The sequence below is a fragment of the Christiangramia pacifica genome, assembly GCF_057221535.1.
In genome coordinates, this window is sequence record NZ_CM170146.1 from 2,777,127 (window position 1) to 2,803,932 (window position 26,806).

The 26,806-nt window shown below is 35.7% G+C and carries 27 protein-coding genes; 8 read left to right on the plus strand and 19 right to left on the minus strand.

From position 1 onward, the window contains the following. Nucleotides 1-54 precede the first annotated feature (54 nt). Nucleotides 55-354: an HPF/RaiA family ribosome-associated protein gene (locus AC2S94_RS12720; RefSeq protein WP_309561145.1), complete on the minus strand. Its 300-nt coding sequence runs from the start codon at nucleotides 352-354 to the stop codon at nucleotides 55-57. Nucleotides 355-546: 192 nt separating this feature from the next. Between AC2S94_RS12720 and AC2S94_RS12725 the strand changes: the two genes are divergently transcribed. The 4 genes from AC2S94_RS12725 to AC2S94_RS12740 all read left to right on the plus strand — a co-directional run bounded on the left by AC2S94_RS12725 (nucleotide 547) and on the right by AC2S94_RS12740 (nucleotide 2,746). Further along, nucleotides 547-1,005 (plus strand): nucleoside deaminase, encoded by a 459-nt coding sequence (locus AC2S94_RS12725; protein WP_484628952.1) that lies wholly within the window; start codon nucleotides 547-549, stop codon nucleotides 1,003-1,005. Nucleotides 1,006-1,107: 102 nt separating this feature from the next. Further along, nucleotides 1,108-1,953 (plus strand): formate/nitrite transporter family protein, encoded by an 846-nt coding sequence (locus AC2S94_RS12730; RefSeq protein WP_484628953.1) that lies wholly within the window; start codon nucleotides 1,108-1,110, stop codon nucleotides 1,951-1,953. A gap of 71 nt (nucleotides 1,954-2,024) precedes the next feature. Next, nucleotides 2,025-2,228: a hypothetical protein gene (locus tag AC2S94_RS12735; RefSeq protein WP_484628954.1), complete on the plus strand. Its 204-nt coding sequence runs from the start codon at nucleotides 2,025-2,027 to the stop codon at nucleotides 2,226-2,228. Nucleotides 2,229-2,239: 11 nt separating this feature from the next. Further along, on the plus strand, nucleotides 2,240-2,746 hold the full coding sequence (locus AC2S94_RS12740; RefSeq protein WP_484628955.1) for a DUF4251 domain-containing protein: 507 nt from the start codon (nucleotides 2,240-2,242) through the stop codon (nucleotides 2,744-2,746). 224 nt (nucleotides 2,747-2,970) lie between these two features. Here the strand turns inward: AC2S94_RS12740 and AC2S94_RS12745 are convergent, their stop codons facing one another. Together AC2S94_RS12745 and AC2S94_RS12750 are read right to left on the minus strand one after the other, a co-directional pair. Then, nucleotides 2,971-3,468 carry a peptide-methionine (S)-S-oxide reductase gene (locus tag AC2S94_RS12745; RefSeq protein ID WP_484630918.1) on the minus strand — a complete coding sequence of 166 codons (498 nt, stop codon included), beginning with the start codon at nucleotides 3,466-3,468 and terminating at the stop codon, nucleotides 2,971-2,973. Continuing rightward, nucleotides 3,465-3,914, minus strand: a complete 450-nt coding sequence (locus AC2S94_RS12750) for a PepSY-like domain-containing protein (RefSeq protein ID WP_484628956.1) — start codon at nucleotides 3,912-3,914, stop codon at nucleotides 3,465-3,467. The genes AC2S94_RS12745 and AC2S94_RS12750 overlap by 4 nt, the downstream gene beginning before the upstream one ends. A gap of 125 nt (nucleotides 3,915-4,039) precedes the next feature. On the opposite strand from AC2S94_RS12750, the gene AC2S94_RS12755 reads away from it, so the two are divergent. Beyond that, the gene (locus AC2S94_RS12755) at nucleotides 4,040-4,495 is read left to right on the plus strand and encodes a GNAT family N-acetyltransferase (RefSeq protein ID WP_484628957.1); all 456 of its coding nucleotides are present in this window, start codon (nucleotides 4,040-4,042) and stop codon (nucleotides 4,493-4,495) included. Between the two features lie 52 nt (nucleotides 4,496-4,547). Here the strand turns inward: AC2S94_RS12755 and AC2S94_RS12760 are convergent, their stop codons facing one another. The 8 genes from AC2S94_RS12760 to AC2S94_RS12795 all read right to left on the minus strand — a co-directional run bounded on the left by AC2S94_RS12760 (nucleotide 4,548) and on the right by AC2S94_RS12795 (nucleotide 12,505). Next, nucleotides 4,548-7,406, minus strand: coding sequence for a M16 family metallopeptidase (locus AC2S94_RS12760; RefSeq protein ID WP_484630919.1), 2,859 nt, complete (start codon nucleotides 7,404-7,406; stop codon nucleotides 4,548-4,550). Nucleotides 7,407-7,598: 192 nt separating this feature from the next. Next, a complete protein-coding gene (locus AC2S94_RS12765) occupies nucleotides 7,599-8,648 on the minus strand; it encodes an AI-2E family transporter (protein ID WP_484628958.1) in 1,050 nt (349 codons plus the stop codon). Between the two features lie 166 nt (nucleotides 8,649-8,814). Continuing rightward, nucleotides 8,815-9,009 (minus strand): cold-shock protein, encoded by a 195-nt coding sequence (locus AC2S94_RS12770; RefSeq protein WP_484628959.1) that lies wholly within the window; start codon nucleotides 9,007-9,009, stop codon nucleotides 8,815-8,817. 91 nt (nucleotides 9,010-9,100) lie between these two features. Next, complete coding sequence (locus AC2S94_RS12775) at nucleotides 9,101-9,295, minus strand: cold-shock protein (RefSeq protein ID WP_011709462.1); 195 nt, start codon at nucleotides 9,293-9,295, stop codon at nucleotides 9,101-9,103. A 99-nt stretch (nucleotides 9,296-9,394) separates the two neighbouring features. Continuing rightward, a complete protein-coding gene (locus AC2S94_RS12780; protein ID WP_011709462.1) occupies nucleotides 9,395-9,589 on the minus strand; it encodes a cold-shock protein in 195 nt (64 codons plus the stop codon). Nucleotides 9,590-9,659: 70 nt separating this feature from the next. Further along, nucleotides 9,660-10,622: a fatty acid desaturase family protein gene (locus AC2S94_RS12785; RefSeq protein ID WP_484628960.1), complete on the minus strand. Its 963-nt coding sequence runs from the start codon at nucleotides 10,620-10,622 to the stop codon at nucleotides 9,660-9,662. A 353-nt stretch (nucleotides 10,623-10,975) separates the two neighbouring features. Beyond that, the gene (locus AC2S94_RS12790) at nucleotides 10,976-11,434 is read right to left on the minus strand and encodes a cold-shock protein (protein WP_484628961.1); all 459 of its coding nucleotides are present in this window, start codon (nucleotides 11,432-11,434) and stop codon (nucleotides 10,976-10,978) included. Between the two features lie 204 nt (nucleotides 11,435-11,638). Then, nucleotides 11,639-12,505 carry an NAD(P)-dependent oxidoreductase gene (locus AC2S94_RS12795; RefSeq protein WP_484628962.1) on the minus strand — a complete coding sequence of 289 codons (867 nt, stop codon included), beginning with the start codon at nucleotides 12,503-12,505 and terminating at the stop codon, nucleotides 11,639-11,641. 130 nt (nucleotides 12,506-12,635) lie between these two features. On the opposite strand from AC2S94_RS12795, the gene AC2S94_RS12800 reads away from it, so the two are divergent. After that, the gene (locus AC2S94_RS12800) at nucleotides 12,636-13,643 is read left to right on the plus strand and encodes a zinc-binding alcohol dehydrogenase family protein (protein ID WP_484628963.1); all 1,008 of its coding nucleotides are present in this window, start codon (nucleotides 12,636-12,638) and stop codon (nucleotides 13,641-13,643) included. 29 nt (nucleotides 13,644-13,672) lie between these two features. Here AC2S94_RS12800 and AC2S94_RS12805 read toward each other — a convergent pair whose 3' ends face one another. The 3 genes from AC2S94_RS12805 to AC2S94_RS12815 form a co-directional block, all read right to left on the minus strand. Beyond that, nucleotides 13,673-14,653: a chemotaxis protein CheB gene (locus tag AC2S94_RS12805; RefSeq protein WP_484628964.1), complete on the minus strand. Its 981-nt coding sequence runs from the start codon at nucleotides 14,651-14,653 to the stop codon at nucleotides 13,673-13,675. A 100-nt stretch (nucleotides 14,654-14,753) separates the two neighbouring features. Beyond that, entirely contained in the window at nucleotides 14,754-14,957 is a 204-nt protein-coding gene (locus AC2S94_RS12810) for a dodecin family protein (RefSeq protein ID WP_484628965.1), read from the minus strand. A gap of 104 nt (nucleotides 14,958-15,061) precedes the next feature. Continuing rightward, the gene (locus AC2S94_RS12815) at nucleotides 15,062-15,526 is read right to left on the minus strand and encodes a universal stress protein (protein WP_484628966.1); all 465 of its coding nucleotides are present in this window, start codon (nucleotides 15,524-15,526) and stop codon (nucleotides 15,062-15,064) included. A gap of 485 nt (nucleotides 15,527-16,011) precedes the next feature. Here AC2S94_RS12815 and AC2S94_RS12820 point away from each other — a divergent pair, with 485 nt between their 5' ends. Continuing rightward, a complete protein-coding gene (locus tag AC2S94_RS12820; protein ID WP_484628967.1) occupies nucleotides 16,012-16,494 on the plus strand; it encodes a ferritin-like domain-containing protein in 483 nt (160 codons plus the stop codon). A gap of 50 nt (nucleotides 16,495-16,544) precedes the next feature. On the opposite strand, the gene AC2S94_RS12825 is transcribed toward AC2S94_RS12820, so the two are convergent. From AC2S94_RS12825 to AC2S94_RS12835, 3 genes are all read right to left on the minus strand, one after another. Next, entirely contained in the window at nucleotides 16,545-17,165 is a 621-nt protein-coding gene (locus AC2S94_RS12825) for a hypothetical protein (RefSeq protein ID WP_484628968.1), read from the minus strand. A gap of 231 nt (nucleotides 17,166-17,396) precedes the next feature. Then, the gene (locus tag AC2S94_RS12830; protein ID WP_484628969.1) at nucleotides 17,397-18,035 is read right to left on the minus strand and encodes a DinB family protein; all 639 of its coding nucleotides are present in this window, start codon (nucleotides 18,033-18,035) and stop codon (nucleotides 17,397-17,399) included. 46 nt (nucleotides 18,036-18,081) lie between these two features. Further along, nucleotides 18,082-18,444: a nuclear transport factor 2 family protein gene (locus AC2S94_RS12835; RefSeq protein WP_484628970.1), complete on the minus strand. Its 363-nt coding sequence runs from the start codon at nucleotides 18,442-18,444 to the stop codon at nucleotides 18,082-18,084. 303 nt (nucleotides 18,445-18,747) lie between these two features. On the opposite strand from AC2S94_RS12835, the gene upp reads away from it, so the two are divergent. Further along, nucleotides 18,748-19,407 (plus strand): uracil phosphoribosyltransferase, encoded by a 660-nt coding sequence (gene upp, locus AC2S94_RS12840; protein WP_484628971.1) that lies wholly within the window; start codon nucleotides 18,748-18,750, stop codon nucleotides 19,405-19,407. Here upp and tamL read toward each other — a convergent pair. Next, entirely contained in the window at nucleotides 19,404-21,743 is a 2,340-nt protein-coding gene (gene tamL, locus AC2S94_RS12845) for a translocation and assembly module lipoprotein TamL (protein WP_484628972.1), read from the minus strand. The genes upp and tamL overlap by 4 nt on opposite strands. After that, nucleotides 21,733-26,739 (minus strand): translocation/assembly module TamB domain-containing protein, encoded by a 5,007-nt coding sequence (locus tag AC2S94_RS12850; protein WP_484628973.1) that lies wholly within the window; start codon nucleotides 26,737-26,739, stop codon nucleotides 21,733-21,735. The genes tamL and AC2S94_RS12850 overlap by 11 nt, the downstream gene beginning before the upstream one ends. Nucleotides 26,740-26,806: the final 67 nt, after the last annotated feature.

The window sequence follows — 26,806 nt, forward strand, 5'->3', positions numbered from 1 at the left end:
TAAAAAAGCCCTTTAGAACTAAAGGGCTTTTTAATTTAATAGGAATACAAAATATTAATGCGTGCTCATTTTCGCTTTACGCTTTTCACATTGTCTATCCAGATCTCTTACAGTTTCAGCAATAGAAGCTTCAAAAGAATCTTCATTAGATTGAGCAAAAATTTCCGGTCCCGGTGCGCTTAGCCTTATTTCAGTAATGTATCCGTTTGGTTTTTGATTTTCATCTCTTTTAAAGTAAATATTAGCTCTCACGATCCAATCATATTTGTTCTCGATCTTATTCAGTTTTTTCTGAGTAAAAGCTTCAAGATTTTGACTCTTGTCAATATTCACAAATTCAAATATAGTTTCCATAATTTTTCGGTTTTTTAATTATTTAAATAAACTTATTTCCTAAGGCATAACCATAGGTCTTAGGCTAGATTTGGCAAATTTTTAGGAGTATTTTTAGACTTGTTTGCGCAAACCTTAAAGCAAGTATAATCCTGCGGTAAATAGTGTGAAATAATCTTTGTTGATCAGATTTATACCTAATTTTATATCATTATGAAAACGAAGGATTTACCAAAAAAGATGATGACGAGGGCTATTGAATTAGCCAGAAAAGGAAAAAAAAGTAAAGAAGGAGGACCTTTTGGAGCTGTGATAACGAAGGGAGACGAAATTATTTCTGAATGTTATAATCAAGTTTCTGGTGATGTAGATTGTACTCAGCATGCAGAATTAAGAGCCATTCAAAAAGCCTGCAAAAATCTGAATACAAAAAACTTAAAGGGTTGTGTGCTATATACTAGCTGTGAACCCTGTATGATGTGCTTGGGTGCCGCTCACTGGGCAGATTTCGATTATATTTATTACGCTGCTTCAGCTGAAGATGCTAAACAGAACGGATTTCTTTATAGCAATATGTATTATGATTCTGATGCTAGCAAACGTCATATAGAATTTAAGATGATACAAATTTGTAGAGACGAAGCTTTAAAAGTATGGAAGGAAAGTAAATAATAATATATACTTACCTAAAATAAGGTTAAATAGAAAATAAACTCATAGAGTATTTAATTTTTTACGTTTCTTAATATTTCATAATCATATCCTACATCAAAATTGAAAGATAAAGAAGAAGAGAAAGTAGATCAGGAATTAGAGAAATCTACTTCAGAAGATTCTACCAGGACAAAAACTCACGGTGAAATATTGAAGCAACAAATAATGGAAGGTTGCGAAACGTATGACCGGAGTATCCGAAGTATACTATTAAGTTCATTTACAGCAGGTTTAGAAATAGGTTTCAGTTTTCTAATGCTATGTTCATTATTTGGATTCCTGGAGGGTAAATTTGCTGAAGAAACTATTTTCCGACTACTGGCAATCGTATATCCTATTGGGTTTATACTTGTTGTTCTAGGTCAGTCTATTCTGTTTACAGAACAAACTTCGCTATTAGCACTTCCGGTATTGAATAATAAAAGAAGTATTTTAAGCTTATTCAAAATTTGGGGTGTGGTAATTTTTGGGAACGTGGCAGGGGGAATTTTAATTGCCTTGACCTTATCCTGGGTTGGACCGGAACTTGGACTTTTTAATACTGAAATTATCGCAAAAATAGGGGAGCACTTTGTAGACTATAGTTTACCAACGATTTTAGTCAGTGCGATTCTTGCAGGATGGTTAATGGGACTCTTAAGCTGGTTGGTTACGTCCTCGAAGGAAACAACCTCAGAAATTCTGATAATATACCTTATCACGGCTGTAATGGGATTTACAGGTTTACACCATAGTATAATTGGGCAGATAGAATTATTTGCAGGGATGCTGGTTTCGACGAAAATAAGCTTTTTGGTTTATTTAAAAACTCTTTGCACCGCACTGATTGGAAACGCATTGGGAGCCACAATTTTTGTAGCATTATTAAAGTACAGAGCTTTTATTTTTAATGTAAAAATGCAGTAATTCCTGTTAAATCATCATTAAACCGGAATCTAGTAGAATTAGAATTAGGTAAATTGAAAAAAAGAAATATTATGACTAAAGATAAAAATAACGAGCAAGCTGATTGGCAGAAAAATTCCGGAAGACCTTCAAATTTTCATGAAAAAGATGAAAAACTTAAAAAAGATGGTGATGGAAATTTAAAGGTAGAAAAGAATAAAGACGGTTTGTCTGATGAAGAGAATCAAGCCATTGAAGATACCTTAGATTCGTTAAGCGAAGAAGACGATAAGTAAATAGATCAAATATGAAAAACTTTTTAAGTTTTTTAGTGATAATAGTGCTTTTGGTTTCCTGTAGAGCAAATAAGAACTTGTCTGATAATGAACTTGAAGAATTTCAGAATCTTAAAAGTCTTATAGAAAATAGAGAATTTGAGATCACTAACGATTTTGCAGATTCTCCACAGTTTGGAAATAATATCAATATTATTAATACGATCAATTTTATAAGATTTGATAAAGATAGCGTAGATATTGATCTCCCTTTTTTTGGTAGAAGATTTTCCGGGAATTCTTATGGCAGAGAAGGAGGTTTCATTTATAAAGGAAAGATGGAAGATTTAAAAATTTCCGAGAATCCTCCCAAATCAAGTGTTTTAAAACGATTTGACGCGACTACAGATAATAGCGAAAAATTAGATTTTATAATTACATTATATGCCAACGGAAAGGCAAATACATCTGTGAATAGTTCTGAAAGATCAACGATTTACTACAGAGGCAATTATAAAAAATTAGAAAACGATAATTAAATTCAAATTATAAACTTCAAAATCCCTGAACCAGAATTTGATTTTATTTCAGCAGAATTAATTATAGCTTGATGCCAGCTATTTCTTTAAGCTAAATTTAAAACAGCAGGAAGTTTGTTGATGGTAAAGGTTAATAAGTAATTTTAGTTACAAGTAAACAAATGTAACCCTTAATATGAAATATTTTATTTTACATAATATAAATTATAATGCATTTATTTACATTATATAAGCTTTTCATCGCTGAGCTGATCAAGTTTTGGCTGAATATACAGCTTACAAAAAGGCCTTTCTGGATCTGTTTGATAATAATTCTGAATTTTCTTTCGGGAAAATTTAAATTTCCCGAATCTATACACTTTGGTTATTATCTCATTAGACTTTTTCTCATTAAAGTTCTCAAGAATCTTTTCAGCATTTTCAAACTGAATTTCATTCATAGTATACACAGCCGACAGATATTTATCACGCATACTGTGGTTTGAATTACTATTATGGGTTTTTAGATGAATTTTAATTAATCGATCCAATTCAATATCGTTAGCATTGTAATGAACTAAAACGCCTTCATAATACTTATTCTGGTTCTCCGCAGTTGAAATATAACCCTGGTCAACTCTCACAACATCTATTACTGCCTGAAATACCGCTTCGGTACACCAGTGACAACCTCCTCCAAATCCTATTTCTACTAGATTTTTTCTAATATCTCTTGAATTTATTCTATAATCGTACCGTCTTCTCTGAACATTACATCCTTATTTTTACCTTTTTGCTTAAATTCTACGTCGTAGAACTCACCCTTTTCAGCATTGGTAACATGCTCAACTTCAGTTATTTCATATTCAGAATACTGCTCCTTGATTATTTTTTTTATCACTTCCGGTAATTCTTCATCCTTTATATCATTTTCCGTTTCAACCCAGGTTCCATCAGCATTAAAATCAGCGCGGTATTTTTCACCGTCTTGCTTGAAATGTGATTCCCAATACCCATGATCATCCTGTCTCCAATCAGGATCATTCTCTCCCGGATACTTCTTTTGAAAAGCCAATTGTACGGCCTCCGGAGCATCTCCTTTCTTCGAGTCTTTCTCTTCTTTCTTTTCCTGGCAGCTTAAAATACCTGCACTAAGTAAACCTGCAACTAAAATTGTTAACCTCTTCATAATCGTATTTTTTGTGAAATATAAATTTAGACACGTTCATTCTGTTATGCCGTCAATGAAATCATAAAGTTTAAAAGTCTCAAACCGAAATTTTAATAAATTTGGATAGCTTATAAATTCTAGTAATGACTGAGTTAAAAAGAACGGATTCCAATCATCCAGATTTTATTGATCTGGTGAGATCTCTTGATCGATACCTGGCAGTTTGCGATGGCGATGAACATGAGTTTTATGACCAATTCAATAAACTGGACAATTTGAAAAATGTCGTGATATTATATGAGAATGATATTCCCGCTGGTTGCGGTGCTTTTAAAGAATATAAACCTGGAATTGCCGAAGTAAAAAGAATGTTCGTAGATAAGTCCTTTCGAAATAAAGGCTATGCCAGCAAGATTTTAATTGAATTAGAAAACTGGGCCCAGGAACACGGTTTCAGGAAATGTATTCTGGAAACCGGTTTAAGACAGGTCGAAGCAATAAAATTTTATTATAAAAATAATTATAAGGAAACAGATAAATATCCTCCCTATGAGGAAATGGAAAACAGCAAGTGTTTTGAAAAACAACTGTCCAAATAAAAAAAAGCGCCAATTCTTGTCCGGCGCTTTTTTATTTAAGATTAGTCAGAATTTATTCTCCTGCAGCCTGCTCCTCCTTATCGTTTAACTTTTCAGCATAAATATCAAGTTCTACCACAGGTTTTCCTAATTTTTTCACCTCTTCAAACTGGGTAGCTTTATCTCCAACCACAACGTAGATCATTTCCTGTTCATTTAAATATTCCCTGATCACTTCCTGAAAATCCTCCTGCGTCATATCCATCAGAACTTTCTGTTTTTCTTCAATAAAATCATCAGACTTATCATATTTACTCATATCCCGAAGAATTCCCAGTTTAGCTCCAAGACTTTCGAAAGCTCTCGTGTTTTCTTTTAAAAGTTTATTCTGAGTCAGTTTAACTTCCTCCGGTCCAAAATCTTCGGCATAATTCGCTACCATTTCCTGAATTATTTCTAAGGATGGCAAAGTAGCATTGGCACGAACACTGGTCATAATGTAAAAAGGAGAAACCTCTAGATTTTCAGATACCCCAGAATAAGCACCATAAGTATAACCTTTTTCAATTCTTAAAGTCTGGAATAATTTTCCGCTGGAACCACCTCCTAAAATTTCATTTGCAAATGCCAGTTTATCGGCATCTTCATCTTTCTCAGAAAGTGCCAGTTTTCCTATAATGATCACAGATTGTTTTGCATCAGGTACATCAATAAAATATAAGGTTCCGCCTTCACCAATGGCTGCAATTTCATCGTTTTTAATTTCCGGTGCTTTATTATCCCAGTTTTCAGCAAGATCACCAAGTATTTCCTCTACTCTACTTTTCTCTATGGATCCTGCAATATGAAAACTAGCGTTTTCCGGAGAAAGTTTAGCATAATACTTCTTTAGATCATCCATTGTAATAACTTCAGCCGTCTCCAAAGTACCTGAACCAGGGATTCCGAAACTGTTTTCAGGACCATATAACAACTTATAAAATGCCAATGAAGCAATTGCTCTTGGATTAGCTTCCTGACCCTTTAAATTAGTTTCGAGGGCTTTTTTCAGCCTGTCATATTCAGCATTATCCCAACGTGGCTCCAGCAATATTTCTTCTACCAGTTCCATGGTTTCAGCGAAATTTTTTGAAAGGCAGGTTCCCGAAATTCTGAAATCTTCGTTAGAGGTATACGTTCTTATACTTGCGCCTAATAGACCGATGGCTTCTTCAAGTTCTGCCGGAGTTTTATTCGCAGTTCCCTGCATCATCAAATCACTAAGGAGAGATGCTGTACCCGCTTTTCCTTCAGGATCCAGTAATTGCCCTCCTGGAATGCTGATTTCAAACTGTACCAGCGGTACCTCATTATTTTCTATACCATAGACTTCCATTCCATTAGCTAATTCTGAAGTCCAAACTTCCGGTGCTTCAAACAAAGGAAGCTTTCCAAAATCAGGTTCACTTCTATCGTATTTAGAAGATGTTTTTTCATATTCAGCTTCTTCACCCTGGCTTACTTCTTCGCTTGCCACATCATTTTTAACTTCTTCAATCCATACTTCCGCTTCTTCTGAGCCATCAACTGCAAGATCTGTCTGACCTTTAGGAACCACGCTGGTCATTACAAAATTCTTATCCTTTATATATTTTTTGTAAACTTGTGTTACATCTTCACTGGTAACCGCATTGGTAAGCTTGGCTGTTGTAGCCAGGTAGCCAGGATCTCCATTGAATTCGTTGTCCTGTACTAACTGAAATGCTTTATTTAGTACCGTGCTTACTCCCTGATAAAGACCTGTTTCAAGTTCTGCTTTGATTCTTTTTAATTCATCCTCACTAACTCCATTTTTTTCAAACCTGTCCAATCCATTTTCAATTGCCAGCTTAACACTATCCAGATCAGTATTTGCATTAGCTCTTACCCGAAAAATAAATTCACCAGCAAGCTCACTACTGCTTTGGTAAGTACTAATATTCGGAGCTAATTTGCCTTCTTCTACAACGGTTTGGTATAAAGGCGACTTTTTACTTCCACTGAGTAATTGTCCAAGGATTTGTAAAGCATACATATCTTTGTTGTAATCTTCAACCGTTGGAATCACAATTCTCAATTCCGGAAGTTTAGCAAAGTTATCTTCAAAATAAAGAGATTTTGATTTAGTAAGTTGAACCGGTTTAGGTTCCAAAGGGCTAACTTCTGGTCCACTTGGGATTTCTCCAAACCACTGTTTAACTAATTCCTTAGTTTCAGCTACATCAATATCTCCTGCGATCACTAATGAAGCATTTGCTGCTCCGTAATATTTATTATAAAACTCCTTTACATCTTCTAATGTAGCAGACTGAAGATCTGGCAATTGACCAATTACAGTCCAGTTGTAAGGATGTCCTTCAGGATACAGATTTTTCCTAATGATCTCATCAGTATATCCATAAGGCGCATTATCTACACGCTCTCTTTTTTCATTTTTCACCACTTGCTTTTCTCTATCTAAAGCCGCCTGTGTCACTGTATTGATCATATACCCAAATCTGTCTGAATCAATCCAAAGGATCTTCTCAAACGCATCTTTTGGCACAACTTCATAATAAACAGTGCCATCGCTCCAAGTTCCTCCGTTCCTACTTCCACCCCACTCCGGGATCATTTTACGGTTTGCACCCACAGGAACGTTTTCAGAATCATTGAAACTCATATGCTCAAAGAAATGGGCAAAACCTGTTTTTCCCGGCTTTTCTCTATTAGAACCTACGTGCATCATTGTAGCGACCGCTACGATTGGATCACTATGGTCTTCATGAAGAATTACTTCAAGACCGTTATCTAAGGTGAATTTTTCGTAATCTATTTTAAATTCGGGATCCGGATTTGATGAAGTACCGGATTGTGAAAATAGGTTACCGGAGATCAGTAAAACTGATACCAGCAACAGATGAAATTTACGCATCATTGAGTTTTTAAGGTTATATCCTTAAAAATAGAAATTTTAAACTAAAGCTTTTACGGTTTTGCCTATTAATTAGGTAGGATAGTGAATTGAAATTTAAAATTCTCACTTCAACTTATCCGCTTTATAACTTTGAATATTCCCGCCTAAAAAAACATGCAAAATAGCTTTTAATATACGCTACCTAATAAACTATTCAGAAAATTCTCTTTTGCTCAAAAGTATTCCAAATGGCTTCAGTTCTTTTATATTTAGCAGCACAACTGTAATTATTCCAATGAGCGGAATAGCAAGGATCATTCCTATCACTCCCCAAACCATATTCCCTAGTATTACCGAAACGATAACAAAAAATGGATGGACGTCTACCCTTTCACCTACAACATAAGGTTGCAGCACATAACTTTCTACAAATTGGGTTATTGTAAACGTTAGAGCAATACCTATAAGTACAGTTGTATCACCGGAACTTAAAAAGCCAAATGCAACAGCCATAGTAAAACCAATGATATTGCCTATATAAGGAATTAACGTAAGCACAGCCGCTATAACGCTAACCAGTATAAAATTATCTACTCCGGAAATTCCAAGACCTATGCTATATAATACAGCAAGCAATCCCATTAAGATCAATTTACCGAGAAGATATTGAGGAGCAACTTTTGCTGATTTTGTTATAATAGTTTTTACGGTCTGACGTCTTTCGTCAGGAAATATCCTGAGGAGGAAACCTTTGAAAACATCCCTGTAATTCAATAAGAAGAATACATAAACAAATGTCAGCAAATAGTTCGCCAGGAAACTGGATAGCCCGCTCATAAACGTTTTCACCTTTTCACTTGCATTGGAAGGAGTGCTGGAAGATTCGTTTTTGGCTTCTTCAATGTCTTCCTGATCAAGTGGAGAATGCTCTAGAGCGAAATTCTTGATTTGCTCGATCTTGGGTTCCATCGTTTTCTTTATCTGAGGCCAGTCCTCAGCAAAAGATCTTATCTGAAAAGATACAAGTGCCATGATACCAATAGAAATTCCAAAAAGCAATAAACTGTTAAGGATTGCAGCTAAAGGCCTACTCATCTTTTTTTCCATTAACTGGGATAATGGTAAAACTACCAGACTTAAAATTATGGCGGTGACTAAAGGCGCGAAAAATCCTTTTGCTTTTGTAAGTCCCAGGAATAGAAAATACAGTCCCAGGATGAAAGCCGTACCATAAAGTAACAGATTCTTTTTTGTGATCATTTGGTTGGTTTTCTAGTAAGATTCTTCAATATCGTAAATGTTTTGACCATTATCTATTAAAGAAATTAAAAAGCCACCAATAAAATTCAGGATTTTTAAAACTCACGGTATTAAACAAAAAAAGCCATCCTGTTTGGATGGCTTTGTATTTAAAATAAGAAACTAATTAGTCAATTAGTTCCACATTAATAGCGTTCAATCCTTTTTTTCCTTGTTCAGTTTCAAACTGTACTCTGTCATCTTCACGAATATCATCGATCAAACCACTTGAGTGTACAAAGATGTCTTCATTAGAACCTTCAGTTTGAATAAAACCAAAACCTTTGGTTGCGTTGAAAAACTTTACTTTACCTTCTTGCATTACGTTACTTATTATATTGTTTAAAATTGCCGTTCTATTTTAGATCTTCCCGGCTTCAGATCTTAATTTTTAAGTTGTCTAGTTGAAAAACCTAATCGATCACTTCAACATTCACAGCGTTCAAGCCTTTTTTACCTTGCTCTACTTCAAACTGTACTCTGTCATCTTCACGAATTTCATCGATAAGACCACTTGAGTGTACGAAGATATCTTCGTTTGAATCATCAGCTTTAATAAAACCAAATCCTTTGGTATTATTGAAAAACTTTACTTTACCTTCTTGCATTACTATATTTATTATATTGTTTAAAATTGCCGTCCCTGTTTTGAGATCGTACGACATCCAATCTTCATCATCAACAGATCTCAGAAAGTCTGAAAATAATTAGTCAATTACTTCAACGTTTACAGCGTTAAGGCCTTTTTTACCTTGTTCTACTTCAAACTGTACTCTATCGTCTTCACGAATTTCGTCGATAAGACCACTAGAGTGAACAAAGATGTCCTCGTTTGAATCGTCAGCTTTAATAAAACCAAATCCTTTGGTATTATTGAAAAACTTTACTTTACCTTCTTGCATTACTTTATTAAATTATAAATTATAAAACTGCCGTCCCTGTTTTGAGATCGTACGGCATCCAATCTTATGCTTATCCTGCTCTAAGATTATCCATCCTTCCTAATTGACGTAGCATTTTAAAATGCTCGCCAACTGCCGAGACAAAATTATGATTGTTATGGTAAGGCAAACCGTATTCTTTAGCGGTTTGAGCTACAATATGTGAGATTTTTCTATAGTGAACATGGCAAATATTAGGCAATAAATGATGTTCTATCTGATAATTAAGTCCACCAATACACCAGGAGAAAAGCCTGCTTTTCGGAGAAAAATTGCTTGTTGTAAATAATTGATGACTGGCCCAGTCTCCCTGAACTATTCCTTTTTCATCCGGTAATGGGTATTCTGTAGTTGGAACAATGTGCGCTAATTGAAATACAGTCGTGATCATCAAACCTGTTACAAAATGCATACTGATAAATGCCAGTAGTACGATCCACCATCCTTGTGGAGATACGATCATTGGTAAAATCAAAACGAAAGTAAAAGAAATAGCTTTCCAGCCAATCACCTGCATTAATTCCTTATTAAAGGCTTTACCACCCTTAAAAAATCCCATTTTTTTGAATTTCGCCATTCTTACAAAGTCCTTAGCGGTAACCCAGGAAACTGTAGAAAGACCATAAAAGAACCAGGAATATATATGCTGAAATTTATGAATTCCGTGCCTTTTCGTATGTGGAGTGAACCTTAAGAAGAAAGGAGGATTTATATCATCATCTGCCTCTTCAATATTTGTAAAAGTGTGATGTAATACATTGTGCTGAATTCTCCAGATACTGGCATTAGCTCCAATAAGATTTAATGTGTAACCTAAATATTGATTTACCTTCTGGTTCTTGGAGTATGAATTATGAATGGCATCATGCATAATACCCATTCCAATTCCCGCCATACCAAAACCACTCGTTATGTATAGCGCGAATAATAACCAGATACTATTCACAATACCCAGGTTTATTATTACCAATGGAACTATGAATACTAAAAGCATCAAAACGGTTTTAACTATCATACTTGCATTTGCATGCTTACTGATATTATTCGTTTTGAAATATGAATTTACCCTGCTTCTTAAAGTCTTGGAAAATTCTGAGGCTCTCTTTTGAGCAAATTTTGGATTATTGATACTGGTACTGTTTTTATATTCTGTTTAAAATACTGAAGTAAACAAAACTTGAAATATCCTGAACGGATCTACTTAAGTGAAGAAACTAAATTATTTTTACTGTACAAATGTACACTTTAATATTCAGTGTACACCAGAATAAACTTTTAATTTTCAATTAATTACAATTCAGGATAAATTCTGAAGTATGAAACTGCATTAAGCAGTTTTAAAATAGATTAGATCTTTTTAACTCTTACGGCGTTAAGTCCCTTCATTCCTTGTTCAAGCTCGAAACTAACTTTATCATTTTCATCGATTTCATCGATAAGTCCGCTAACATGAACAAAATATTTTTCTCCGGTTGTTTTTCCAATAATAAATCCAAAACCTTTAGAATGATCGAAAAATGAAACTTTTCCTTCTGTATCTGTGATGATCTCCTCCTCTTCTCTGTCTTCTTTCTTTGGGACAGCGATCTCGATATCTTCTGCGTCTACTTCTACTTTCTGTGTTGGATCTGGTGGAGTATCGGTAAGATTTCCATCTGCATCAACATAAGCGATCATATCTTCAAATGATCCGCCTTTGTTGGAATTCTCTTTTCTTTCTAAACGCTTGGCTTCTTTTTCCTTACGTTTCTTAAGCTTCTTTTTTTCTTTTTCTCTTTTGTTTTGGGTTTGTCCGGATCTTGCCATTCACTATAATTTAATTAATATTCGTTTCCAACTTCAATGCTTTGAACCAACTAAACGAATACCAGAAAAATTTAATGTGTAAGATTATCTTTTGAAGGTTTAATTCAGAGAGAGCAATGGTCAGTTTTGACCTGCATCAAAATTTTTGTAAAGATAGTGATAGCAATTCGATAATAAAAGATTTAACCTTGAGACTTGTGAAAATTATTCTTTCTCATGCAAATACTTGAAAACCGCCGTAAAATCCAGGTCAGCCAAATTTTTATGCTCTGCCAGACCATAAACTTCTTTTGCTGTATTGGTCAATGGACTCGGCTGCCCTAATTCATACGCGGTTTCAGTAAATAAATGTAAATCTTTTTGCAAGTGCTTTAGCGGGAAATTGGCTTCATATTCGTTATTTTCAATTCTGTTTCTAAATGCATTTATTATCGGCGCGGTAACAGGCGTTTTCAGTAAAATATCCATTCCGGTCTTTTTATCAATTCCCATAGCTATTCCCAAATTCAGGCTTTCAGAAAATGCAAGAATACTTTGCCCTAGCAATTGATTGATCATAATCTTCATCGCAGAACCTTTACCTGCAGGACCTATGTAGATTGCATCTTTGCCCATGTGCAGGAAAAGCTCTTTGGCATTTTCGAAATCATCCTTATTACCTCCTGCAAGAAACAATAGCTCCCCATCCTCTGCCGGTTGTTTGGATCCTGAGACTGGCGCGTCCATAAACCTGATCTCTCTTTTCTCAGCTTCCTTGCTCATTTTTTCACTAAATGATGGATTTACAGTGCTTGAATCTATCCAAAGACTATTCTTTGCCATGCCATCTAGAAAACCTTTTTCTCCCAATGCCAATTCTTCAACAACCTGGGGATTTTCCAACATCGTAAAAAGTATTTCAACTTCCTTTGCTGCTTCCATGGGTGAATCTGCCCATTCTGCACCATTTTCGATCAATTCACTCGCTTTTTCCCTGGTTCGATTATAAACTTTTAAATCATAACCTGCCTTCAGAAGATTTGCCGCCATTCGGCTACCCATTATTCCTAATCCTATAAATCCTATTTTCATGTTCTCCTTATTTTATATCAAATTTAGCCTTTGCAGAAGTAGTCTCCAACAGCTATATGATTTTAGCAAAAGTTTATGAGCTATAAGATTGAAGTTTATTAATTGCCCTGTATCTTAAAATAAAAAAATTATGAAAGCAGTAGGATTCACAAAATCATTACCAATTGAAGATTCGCAAAGTTTAATGGATGTTGAGATAGACAGACCCAAACCAGCAGGTAAGGATCTATTGATAAAAATCAAATCTGTCTCGGTAAACCCTGTAGATTATAAAGTTAGACAAAGTGCGGCAAAGGATGAGGAACTGGAATCGCCAAAAATAATTGGTTGGGATGCAGCAGGAATCGTAGAAGAAGTTGGCGATAATGTTGAATTATTTAAAGTTGGAGATGAAGTATATTATTCAGGAGATATGACCCGCCCCGGTTGCTATGCCGAATATCAACTAGTAGACGAAAGAATTGTAGGAAGTAAACCGCAAAACTTAAACTGGGATGAAGCAGCAGCGCTTCCTCTAACAACACTCACCGCTTGGGAATCTATATTTGACCGGTTGCGAATAAGAGAAAATGAAGGTAAGGACAAAACAATTTTAATAATTGGAGGCGCCGGCGGCGTAGGCTCAATCGCTATTCAATTATTGAAAAAACTTACCCAATTCAAAGTAATTGCAACCGCATCTAGAGATGAAACCAGAAACTGGTGTAAAAAAATGGGAGCAGACGTGATTGTAGATCATCATGATCTGTTGGAAAATATGGGAGATAATGAGTCTGTAGATTACATTCTAAATTTTGCAGATACTTCAGGTAACTGGAAAGCTATGACTGAACTTATTGCTCCACAGGGCGGTATCTGCTGTATTGTAAATAATACTGAAGAAGTAGACCTGAATTTACTGAAGAAAAAAAGTGTAAGCTTTCACTGGGAACTAATGTTTACCAGAAGTATGTTTGGAACAGATGACATGATAAAACAACACGAAATTCTAAATAGACTTTCAAAACTTGTGGAAGAAGGGGTTATTGTTTCCACTATAAATAAAAAATTCAGCGGACTGAATGCCGAAACTTTTAGAGAAGTGCATAAACTTCAGGAATCTGGAAAATCTATTGGTAAAAACGTAATTTCCTATTAAAAATAAAACCCGCTTAAAAGCGGGTTTATTTAATCTCTAATATCCATCAGTTGCCTTAACCTGTCTATGTGTTCATCAACTTCCTGAATTTTGTCTGAATAGGATCTAGCAATATGATCAGATCCTTTTTTTCTGAAATTATCAGACATATTTAGCATTAGAATTTTTTTCTCTTCCAACGTTCGTAAACAAACCCAAAGGGTTTCTTCCAGGTTTTCATTTTGTGCGAGCAGCAAAGATTCCTGCGAGAATGAGTGTCCTACATGACATCTATATCTCTCAATATCTGTATCCTTAATTTTCCAAAGAGGCCCGCCACAACTCGCACAACTTAAGGCTACTTTCTCACCAAGAAAATCCTCCGTATTTATCTGACTTCTAATTTTAGTAGCAATTTCAGCCTCGCGAATAAGAGAATAAGGGATGTCTACCCTCTTTGGAAGAGGCTCTTCAATTAGTTTTTCAATCAATTCACCTATTTCTTGTAGTGGAACAATATGGTCTATATCTACAAATTTTCGCGCGTTCTGTGGCATTCCGGAATATTCAGCAGTTTCAGGATCTTGAATTACACTTATTCCTCCGGATTTTTTGATCGCTTCCAATCCAACAGTTCCATCGTTCAATCTTCCGGAAAGTAATATTCCTATCACTTTGTTACCATAGGCAACAGCACCAGATCTGAATAAGACATCAATAGAAGGCCTGAACAAATTTTCCCTGGGGCCGTTGGAATTGGATAATCTATCGTTTATGATAACGAGATGTTGATTAGGTACAGCTATATAAACCTTTCCATTTTCTATCTCCATACTTTCTCTGGCTTCGATAGCCTCCAGCTGAATGTTCTGATTTAAAAATTTTGAGAAATTAGAAATCATATCAAATGAAGAATGAACCACAACCAAAAATGCGGCATCTATTTCCGGACTTATATTCTTCAAAATATTTTCAACGGCTGATCTGCCTCCAGCTGATGCGCCTATTAAAATGATTCTATTTGTACTCAAAATTCATTGGGTTTTTTCCTTCGAATTACGAAAGAGATTTAATAAAATGAAAAAGTCGGAAATATTCCCGACCCTTTAATAATTTGATCTGAATGTAATTCTATCCGTTCTTTTCAAAGGAAATCTTAGCATTCACCGCATAGGAGGTTATCGCATCCCCGTTCACCTGAGCCTTCATTTCCTTAATATAAACAGATCTAATATTACTAATTGATTTTGCCGCTTCTTTAACTGCATTTCTGGTAGCTTCATCAAAACTTTTGTCAGAAGTAGCGATAACTTCAATAACTTTTACAATTCCCATAATTTAATTTTTTAATTCAACATTAATTCTCTTGAATTTAACCAATATGGAATTGAATATGAAATGATTAACACAAGATTACGAGAAATGGCAGATTAGCAGACCTATTTTTCAGGCTTTATGGGGACTAAATAAACCGGAACTTTAGTGCTTTCCAGAATGTGGCTCGCTGTGGTTCCCATTAAAATCTTTTCCAGAACTGAATGACTATGAGTACCTAAAACAATCATACCTGCACCCCATTCTTCGGCATAATTTAAGATTGCCGTGGAAGTTGGTCCTTCAGCCATATAGGTGGTTACTGTTGGATCTTTTAAATGTTCAGCTGCTGTTTGAACGAAATCCTTAGCTACATCCCTCAATTCAGCGATGACATTTAAGTCTACAGCCATTTCATTGTAACCCTCGTAACCCATAAAACTGGGATAATTCATCCCGTAATAGCTAACGTCTGCAAGTACATGAATTAGGCATACTTCCGCTCCAAGCTTTTTGGCCAGCTCATAACCACTTTTAACCACGATCTCTGAATTCGGATTATAATCCAGACCTATAAGCACCTTTTTCATCTATATAAATTAAAAGTTATCACTTCTAATTTAACTATTATTCAGTTATAGCGAATCTGATAATGGTGAAATAATTTCGTGAACATTATTTTAATTTATAAATCATATTCAAAATTAGGACAGTGTTTTTAACTCTATTCAAGAAAAAAACTGAGATCCACGAAACTTTAAAATCTCAAGATAAGGAGGTGAAATAAATAAAAAGAAAAAGCATTAGAATGATAAGATAACTGGTTCGAATGATCAATGCGGAAGTCTTCATAAGGATTTAATTTAGAGTTAATAATCCGGGGTAAATGATCGGTTCAAAGGATTAATATACACCAATCTGAAGATTGAAAATATGGGGGTAATCCCGCATAAAAATACATTTTTAAAACACCTCTTAACCTCTGTCTATCAACTAAATAAACTCATTAAAACACTGTTTAATTTCTCTATTTTGAAGTATCTTTATATGGTTAAACCAATAAATTTTCAGTCGTATGAAAACTACAAGAGAATTAGCGCGGGAAGCAAGTCATAAAAGCCTGGTTCATATTCTTTCTGATCTGCTGGAGAAGAACTATGACGCTGAAAAGGGCTATAAGAAAGCAATGGAGCATACAAAGAATCCGGATCTCCGGAATTTTTTAAAAAATCAGGCCGTACAGAGGAATCATTTTGCCACGGAAATAGATAAACAAATACATCTTTTAAATGAACATCCTAAAAATAACAGCAATGGTAGCGCATTGGGATCTATTCACAGGTTCTGGATAGAGATTAAAGGTTCCTGGGCTAAACAAGATGATGAATCAATCCTGGAAGAGTGCCTTCGAGGTGAAAAGAAAAGTTTGAAAGAATATGAAGATAAACTTGAAAATCATATGTTCACCCTCGAGGTTAAAGAATTATTGGAAAGCCATCGAGATGCTATAAGTAAAACTTTGCGGCAAATAAAGATTCTTGAAGATCTGCGTGATTAAATAAAAAAGCCGGATTTAATTCCGGCTTTTTTTAAATATTTCTGTTTCAACTAATTCTTTACAACAATCAATTCGGCTTTGGCTCCGGTTAAAAGATTCCATTCCTTTTTTGCCAGTTGTTCACCTTTTTCACTCAACACTCTTAATTCAGCGGTGTTGGGACCAGAACTTCCCTGATTTAAAGCTACGAATTCTATACTATTAAAACCATCTTGTAAATTAACCAGAATAGGAGTAAATCCTGCCGTTAAGCTCACACTTTTTGCCACGAGCTCACCGTTTACAAAGATCTGAACTTTATCTCCATCAATATATTGATGGTCCCTGCAATAGACTTCAACAAATCTACCCTGAGTCACCACATTTCCAAGGCTTTGATCGTTTCTATATTCCTCTTTGACCTCATTATCTTCGCTCCACCTCTTCTTAATAACATCGGCTTCCGTCATCAGACCATTAGGATTTTCCCTAAGATCGATCGCTTTCGGTTTTTCCTTTAAAAATCTACTTTCTCTTTCTGTTTCCTCTCTTTTTAGAATAGGAAATCCTGTAGAGCTAGATTCCTCTGCTTTAATTATAGGGCCAGTATTAGTGGTTCTGGGAATATCAACCTGAGCAAAACAACCCAGACTGAAAAATATACTGAAAGTTAAGAATAAGTATGATCGCATTTTTTCTTTATTATACTAGCATATAATGTATCAAAAATACAGCCAAAATTCGAATTCCGAAAAATTCGGAATCAAACTTTTGTTTCCGACAACTTACCTCTTTTAATGAATCCTACAATTATTACCGCTCAAGGAGAATGGTGGAACGAATTATAATGGAAATGCCTCACATTCTAAATTCTTAAAGGAATATTTCCCTCAAACTTTACCTTTTTTTATATCGCTAAATTTTTATTCCTCCGGAAAATCAGGACTAGATTTAACTTCTTCAATCTGTGCGGTATGTCTTTCTGTATGTCCAGCCATAAACAAAAGTGTCTGATACCCGTCTACAGGGCCAAAAGGGAAATCGGTAATTACTATGCTTCTCATATCGGCATCTGAATCTTTGATCCAATCTGTAATATTTTCTCGCTGGTCTATGAAAGCCTTTATAGCGTCATCTGAAGTCATATATTCTCCTGTTGGCTCAAATTGATTTTGAGTTTTAAATTTCTGACTTCTATTAGTAATTAATTGGATCACCTGATCATCAGTCATCTTCACCACGGCATCTTCATTTTCATCACTAGCATTCATCTTATTGATGAGCATGGATTTCATAGAATTTTCAACCATATTGATATGTTCAATAATTTCAGCTATAGACCAGCTTTCTGTATCCGGTTTATATTGCATTTGTTCTTCAGAAAGATCTTCGGTAATCTCAATAAGTGCCTCCTCTGTTTCTTCAAGATATTCTAGTATATCTTTTTCATTAAGATTTATAATATTACCTGTGCTGGCAAGTTCAGTATCTGTGCAATTTTTATTTCCTATATAAATTGCACCAAAGAAAAACAATCCAAAAAATGCTATTAATGTCTTCATATTTATTTATTTATGATTTTTATTTAAAGTTTTAATTCAGCATCGTTCAAGCTTTTTTTATCTGAGTGACATAAGTTCTAAGTTCTTTAACTTTATTCTTCTTAGAGGAAAATATGTAAATATCACAAAAGGCATATTTTCTCTTTTTTCCGGGTTCTACCTGAAACTCTACCACGCCTTCTACTACCGATTTTTCTTGATGAATAATCATATCACTAACGGTAATTTGCATGGGGCCGCCATGTTTCATTCTGTCTAATGAACTTTCAAATTCTGTTCTTCCGGAAATGGTTTTTTCTCCTACGATGATCCAGCGAATATCGTCCGTAACGCTGTCGGCGAGAAATTTTGTATTGCAATCTGCAAAGGCTTCATTAAATTCATATAATAATTTTTCTCTCCCTTCCATACTTTTCAATTTAAGTTATATAAGCAGAAAAATTTTTATCTACCTATTACTGATAATCAGATTACCAAAGCTCCGGGTTGGGGCAAGAATGAAAATCAACAAATTTTAAATAACTGACTTTCTGAATTTTAGGTCTATAAAAATACATTTTTATTTTGAATGTATATCCTTTAAGCAACTGATCTTATGAACATTGCATTCTGAGAATAGGTGAAATCAAAACGTCAAAATCGATTAAATTTTGAGAGTTTAGGTTCTGAAATGAAAAGCTTAAATTTGAGCTGAAATCAATAAAATTGAAGAATGCAGGTTCAGGAAATACTCAAAACCAATTCTATTGCGAACAGGTTTATTTCGCAATTAAGAGATACGGGAATTCAAAAAGACAGAATGCGTTTTCGCCGGAATATTGAGCGACTTGGAGAAATCATGGCGTATGAATTAAGTAAGGAACTTGAATACGAAAAAAGAGAATTCAATACTCCGCTTGGGAAATCTGAAGTTGCGATGCCTAAGAATGAATTGGTAATCTGTTCTATCTTGAGAGCTGGTTTACCTTTGCACCAGGGAATTCTCAATTATTTTGATGATGCTGAAAATTCATTTATATCTGCATATAGACATCACCCTAATAATGACGAAAATTTCGAGATTTTAGTTGAATACCTGGCTTCTCCTTCCCTTGAAGGAAAGACGCTCATTTTAGCAGATCCCATGCTTGCTACCGGAAGATCTTTCAGTAATGTTTTAAATGCCTTAGGTTCTATGGGAACTCCTGAAAAAATTCACCTGGTTTCTGTCATAGGATCTGATGAAGGCGTGCAATATTTAAAATCTGAATTTCCTGAAAATTCCAAATTATGGATAGCTACCATTGATCATGAACTGGACAAGAATGGATATATAGTACCGGGGCTTGGAGATGCCGGAGATCTTTGCTTTGGAAATAAAATGCAACATTAGAATGGGTATCCAATCGCAAAATTAAATACCGGACTTCCAAAATCGTTTACCCATCTATCACCCATTGGTTTTCGTGGGTCGTGCATTGGAAAAGCAAGATCAAACCTGATCACAAAACTTTGTATATCTATTCTTAACCCTGCTCCTGCTCCTATTCCCAATTCATTCAAAAAGTCTGAATCAAACTTTCCAGTTCCATCGCCATTTGCATTGGTAGTTTCCGGGTTTGCTTTAGAGGTCCAAACGTTCCCTGCATCTATAAAGAATGCTCCGTTCAAATAAGTGACAATAGGAAATCTGTATTCTGCATTGGCTTCAAACCTAATATTTCCTGTCTGATCCCTGAATCCTATATTTACCGGATCATCTTCAGGATTATCAGGATCTAAGGGTTCTTCTTCAATTAAATTGTCTTCAGCAGGATTATAAGTTCCTGGGCCAAGTGACCTTGTTCTAAAAGCTCTTACACTATAAGGCCCGCCAGAAAAATACTGTTTACTAAATGGCAGCACATCAGAATTGCCATAAGGATGTCCATAACCGGCAAATAATCTGGTAGCTATTACCTGTTGCTTTCCAAGCCTCAGGTGATAACGAAGATCCATGTCAAGTTTAGCATACTGCGCATATTCCAGCCCCAGAACTTCTTTATTTCCGCTTTCAGCCTCTTTCCCAAATAAACTCATGGTATTTCCAGCCATGTCAAAATTTGTGTTCAAAAAGAATGCGTGCGTTTTATCGGTATCAATAATTCCGTTGTAAATGAAGGAATACGTGAGTCCGGCAATAAACTCCTGGTCAAAACTGCTTGCCAGAAATGGATTTTCATCCAGGGTTGCCTGAAATTCTGGAGTAACATTACTTAAGCTTACATAGTTTAAACTTATCGGGTTAAACTCATGTGTTACATACCTGTTGGCATTCCACAGATAACCAAAGGAAGCATTGAGAGAACTCAAGGTAAAAAGCTGACTTCTTCTTAGATAATCTCCTCCAAGACTCATCTTCGTTTTTGGAATATCATATTTGAAGAAATTCTTACTAAAACTTATAGGAAACAGTAACCTTGGAATTATAAGATCATTGGTTAATCCCAATTGCAAGGAGTTTCTTCCAGGCACATTCCCTGTCCCCTGCTGAAATTCATATCCTAAATTTGCTGATATATTCAGACTTTCCCCACCCTTGAATAAATTTCGGTTAAGGAAGCTTAGCGCCAGGTGTGGACCTGTAAAACTATTAGATTTTGTTACTGCCTGTAATTCGGCCCTGATAGCACGCTTTTTAAGAGGAGATAAATAAATATTTGCCTCCAGTAAACCAAGATCGTCACCAGCGAGCGTGTCAATTTCATCATACCTTATATTGACGAATTTATAGGAACCAATTGAACCTAGCCTTCTGCTAGTACTCCTGGACAGAACCGGGTCGTAATAATCCCCAGTTTCGATCAATATATATGGATCAAGGTATTTAGGTTTAAAAAACAGTTCTTCCTGAAAGTAATTCTTATCCTTAAAACGCTTGTAATTTTTGGTAACCGAATCTTCATCTACATTATAATTCACATAAACATTCACATTCGAAATCTGATAAGGTATCACCGATTTTGAAGGAACATCCTTTTTTAATCTTAGAAAAAGATCAAATTTCTTCTGGTCATATTGATTTGTATCTGATTCAAAAATCAGAAACCCGGGATTGAAATTATAATAGCCATCCTTTTTTAGATGAAGATCAATACGCTCACGTTCTAACTTCAAATTTGGAAGATCAAAACGCATTCCTTTTTCTAAAACAGTCTCATCCAGCTCCTTTTGAATATCTTTATATACCAGCATCGTATCTGTATCCAGCTGGTAAGTTTCCATAGTATAAGGTGTTGGAACAGTAAGTTTGTAAGAAGTAGACGCAGTTTTATTCTTTTCATCCTCTTCAGAATCTGAACTCACTCTACTGTAGAAAAAACCTCGATTTTCCAATCGGTTAAGCAATAGATCCTCCGTATTGGTAAGATCTACATCTGATAGATAAACAGGCTCTTCTCCAAGTTTTTTATTTAAGAACTTGTTGATGAAACCTGGCTTTTCACGTTGAGCTTTATAATGAAAATATAGGCCAGGACGCATTCCCAAAAGTTGTGTATTTGGTTTGGGTCTTAATACGCTTTCCAGTTCTGTCTTTAACTGAGGTCTATCTTTTATGGTGGTGTCTGAATCAATTTCGATCTTCGCCCCAGTATAAAGAAACTCATCTTCAGGTATGAATTTTTCAACGCTGCAAGCCTGAAATAAAATTATCAGAAGTATTATAATGCTAATATCTCTAGTTCTCATCGGTCGTAGATTCTTCTTTTTTTGAATTTCCAGCTTCCTCCTTCTTCACATTTTCCATGACAGCCTTTTCAAACATATCCTGGAATTTGTTGAATTCTTTTGTGAAAATTAGGGCAATCCCGCTTACCACTAACTGGCCATCTATAACATTCTCATATTGATTTTTGCTGAAACCTTTCAATCTCCAAACGCCATTTTCATCCAGAAGATAAGAGATACTTACATTCCCAATTACAGGACTTGCTTCCTGACCCTGCTGATTACCACCCTGGATATCTACTTCACTACCAACCTGAACGATCAAGCGGTCTTCCAAGAAAGCTTTTTGAGCGCTGATCCCTAATTGTGTTCTTTCTTCAGGATTCGTTCCCTGATAATCTGTAAAACTATCTACATTAAAATTAAGCTGCAATCCGCTTTCTCCTAGAATTTTACTAGAAAGCATATTTAACTGATCTGAAAGTGCTGAATTCAGGTTATCACGCGCCACAGCCAGTGTTCCTCCACTACTTCCATCGCTGCCTGATTCAGGAAAGAATCTATTCAATACCAGTAACGAAAATACCTGTTTGTTCAATTCCTGCTCCTGGTTATTCAATTGCTGAACCCTTCCGAATATTTCACCACCGGCAACTCCCTGTTCTTCTTCAGGTAAATCAAGACCAAAAGAAATTTTAGGTTCCATAAGATCACCATCAACATTCAGGTAAACAAGAAATGGAAGCTCTTGCCTATACCTCTGTCTTTCCCCACTGCTCAAACCTGATGTCTGAGAGGCCATTAGAGAAGAAGCTGAAGTTTCAACCTTGTAGATCGCACGCACATCCAGCTGAGCATCAAAAGGGTTCCCAGCCCAAGAAACACGACTACCATCAGCGATATCAAATCGCCTTTTCACAAGATTATATAGGCTCATTTCATAAAAACCGTCATTGATCTCGTAAATTCCTGTTAGCGCTGTACGACCGTTCGGATACATATTGAAAATTAGGTCTCCTTCTCCCTGAACCTGGAATTTATCTCCAGTTTCGGGACTTATGATCACATTGAAAGTAGCGCCTTCATTAACCGAAATTCTTGAGAAAATATCATAACCCGATACCACGTAAGATTCCTCCTGAGTTTGAGATAAAATATCATCAGGGTTTTCTTTATTTACAAAGATCACGATACCGTCTCTTTCCTTGATCTGTAACTCGGTTTCGGGAACTACATAAGTGAAATCTGTACTTTCCTTGATATCCATGTTCATATTCACCTTTGGCAAATTAAGATCACCTTTTATCTGAGCATCTACATCCACCACGGCAGTTCCGTAGAAGAGATCATTATCCTCTTCTGTAGAATTAAGAAGCCTAAAGTCGTTGGCCTGGACATCGAGATCAAAACCAGGATTTAGCAGATCGGTTATAAGAACCTTACCGTCTACTACAATGGCATTATTGTTACCGTCATTTATATTGAATTTATTGAATGAAATTTCATCATTATTCAAACTTAATTGTTCGTCTGGAAGTATAAAATCTGCATTCAGCATAGCAATATTGAACTTTGCATCATTGAAATCCAGACTACCTTCATATTGTGGTTCCAGTAAAGTTCCATTAAGCGTGAAGTTACCGGAAAAACTACCGCTACCATCCCTGATTTCTCCTTGTGAGAAACCTTCCAATGCAGTCATTTTAACCTCGTTCAGATCCAGGTTCATATCTAAGATCGCGGAAGGATCTGATGCCTGATAAGAGCCGGTAAGATCAAGATCTACTTCGCCTCCTTTTAAAGCCATTTCGAAATCATAATTGCTGAATCCGCTGGAATTACCTTTAAGACTTAAAGTATTTAGATCAACATTCATCACCTTGAATTGATCAATTGCCAAATCTGCAAGTATACCGGTTTCTCCAAAAGGTTCTTCATAAACGATATTCCCGTTCAACTGTCCAGTAGCCAGTTGATTTTCAGGATTAAGATAGTTTAGAAATGCCGCTAACTTGAAATTCTTGAAATCCAGGCTCAAATGCTCTTTTTCAACACCGGGTTTGTCATTGCTCAGCACCATTTCCTGATCATTTCGATATAATCGGAAATTATCAAAATTGAGATACTCTGTCGCGTAACTTAACTGGTTGCTACTATCAATATTCCATGGATTTTTATTCAGAATAAGATCCTGCGGATCTACATGGAATTTCAAAGTGTCACCCTGAAAATTGAGTTCAGATTTCACTCGCACTAGCTGCTCTTCATCATAGGTCGAAGAAAAATCTAGATTCAATTTCCTATTCAGAACATCTCCTTGCAAATTGGTTCGTTTTATGGCCAGCGGTCCGGCGTTTAACGCATTAAACCCTAAACTGAAATTAAGATCTGAAGGATCTGAAACCATATCGATCTTCAAGCTATCTATCTCGCTGCCATAGAAATTAATGAAAGGAACTGAAATTGCAGCATCGAGTTCACGGTCTCGTTCTCTGAAATCAACAACTACATCAACAGTATCAAGCTCTTCCAGGTTTACCAGGAATACTTCATTTAGAATTGGCGCCTGACTAATTTTCGCATTCAGTTTAAGGTTTACCGGGCTAATGATAGAATCTTCCTGATAATCTTCAGCTATATATCTTTTAAAATGCCTGTTAATTGCCGCCGAAAAAGCTACAGGACTGGCGTTAGACTGTAGATCCAGGTCCAGCATCCTGTTTTGAATTTTCACCGAAGTGGTATCTTCACGAACATATGCAGTCGCATCAAAACTTCCCAGTAGATAAGTTTTGTTGTTATAAACAGCCACGCCGTCAATAATTTCTGCCTGCATTTCATAATCGGTACCATTTCCCTCATACCAACCTTCGAGTGTAAATCCAGTTTTAATATCCTTCTGGGTGATCCCTAAAGCTCCTAGATTTGCTCCATCCATATAAACATTGAAATCGAATCTCGGAGATACTGAATCAAGCTTAATTGTGGTTTGCGCTTCCATGTCAAGATTTTCATCCTGATAGATCAGGTTTACTGGTCCTTCACCGTTCTCAAGTTCCCCGTTGATATCAATATTCCTGAATTCATAATCCTTGTATGTAAACGAACTGATTCTCGAATCTAGACTTGCGTTGAGATTGTTTACAGAATTACCGCTTCCTGAAGCTTTAAGGTTCAACTGAATATCTCCCAATGCTTCATTTTGCAACAGGTTGCCAAGTGCAATACTATCTCCTTGAATTTCTGCGTCAAAAACGATCTGGTCTCCCATATTAAAATCACCATTCACTCTTAAAGTCCCATCTGAGGTTACTAAAACCGAATTGGTTCTAATCTCATTCATATTGCCGGCAAAGCTACCTCTAAGCGAAATATCATTGGGTAATTTCAATCCTATATCCTCCTCTTTTACAAATTTTAAAAGATCGCTTCTCTTTGAGTTCATGCGAACATTTGGAAGGTCAAAAGCGAGATTTTCAGGATCCTGAAGATTTACAATTCTTCCATTGCCTGAAATACGGGTTCTACTCCAGTTAAGATTTAAGGAATTCAGTGCCAGATTATCTATTTTTCCTGAAGCGCTCAGACTTCCCCGTACCGGCGAATCATCCAGCGATTGCATATAAGGATCATCGCTCAGATCTGGCTGAAACCTATAAACATCTCTTATATTGAAGTAAATATTATTCAGGTTGAGATTGAGACTGGCATTTCCAGGAGCCTGAATGAAATCATTTAGGCTCGCATAGGAAACTTCCATATTTCCAGAAAGACTGTTAGAATTCACCGCTACATCAAGATCTGAAAACTTCATTTTTTGATCTGTGATACTGGCCTGGATATTGAATTTTTTTACTTCGATACCTGAACCTTCTTTAAATTCAAGTTTTTCGATAATCGCATCAGCTACTCCCGGTGTATATCTAATATCATTTCCAGTGAATACAAGACTGTCCAGTTGAACAGCATTAGGATCAAATGTTCCATTCTTTACTTCTGCCCCATTAAGACTATAAAAAAATGAATTATTACTAAGGTCAATTTCTGAAATATTCACAGTCCATTTTGGCCATTCGAAAGTATTATCACCCGGATCTGCAGTTTGATTAGCCTGAGAAGTCTTTTGCTGAAGTTTTAGATTAATCTCAGAATCAGAAAGCTGGATAAGGTCACTGGCAATTTCATTTGTCTTGAGATCAAATCGAGAATTATCTAAATCCAGGTTGGCGACATCAAAATCAGTATCCAGTGAATCTGGAACTGATCTATAGAAACCAGAAATATTATTAAAATCAATATTGGCTACTTCCAGTTTAGGCATTGGCGCAGGCTCCTCATTGCTTTCAGGAAAGGGCTTCGTCTGTTCATATTCGATACTGGCATTGGTTAAAATAGCATCATTGACCCTGAAGATCATTTTTTCCAAATCTGTTTCGGTGAACTCAATTCCCAGTTTATCAAGAACTATATGACTATCTATGCCGGAAACTTCATCTTCGTAGATTACGTCAATATCCATAAGGTCTATATCTCCTATTGAAATTTGCATAGGAGCAGCTGAAGTATCTGCTGGAGTGGTAGTTTGTGTAGTATCTGTGGCATAAGCATCTAGCAAAAACTCATAATTAAATCCCTCAATGCTATCTTTTCTACTGATCCTGGCTTTCAGATTTTTTACGTCAAGCGCATTAAGACTAAAACTATTTCCTTTGATAATTGGCCAGATAGGAATATTTGCCGAGAGGCTTTCAGAAAAAATTATAGTATCCCCAGAAAGGTCTGCTATGTATAATTCATCAATCTGTATATCACCGTTGAATTGAATAAATAGTTTTTCCAATTCTATAGTCGCCCCAGTCTTCTCTTCAACAGAAGCAATGAATTTATCTTTAATAATATTCTGACCCCAAGGACTTCTTACAAAAAGAATAAGAAGGAGCAGGAAAATAATGATCCCAAGGAACACTTTTCCTATGATTTTTAAAACTTTAAAAAAAATTCTCCTGGCTTTGGTCAAAGGTTAGATATTAAAGAATCCCAAAGTTATCGTTTAGGCACAATACTGCGAAACTACTGAATCCCAA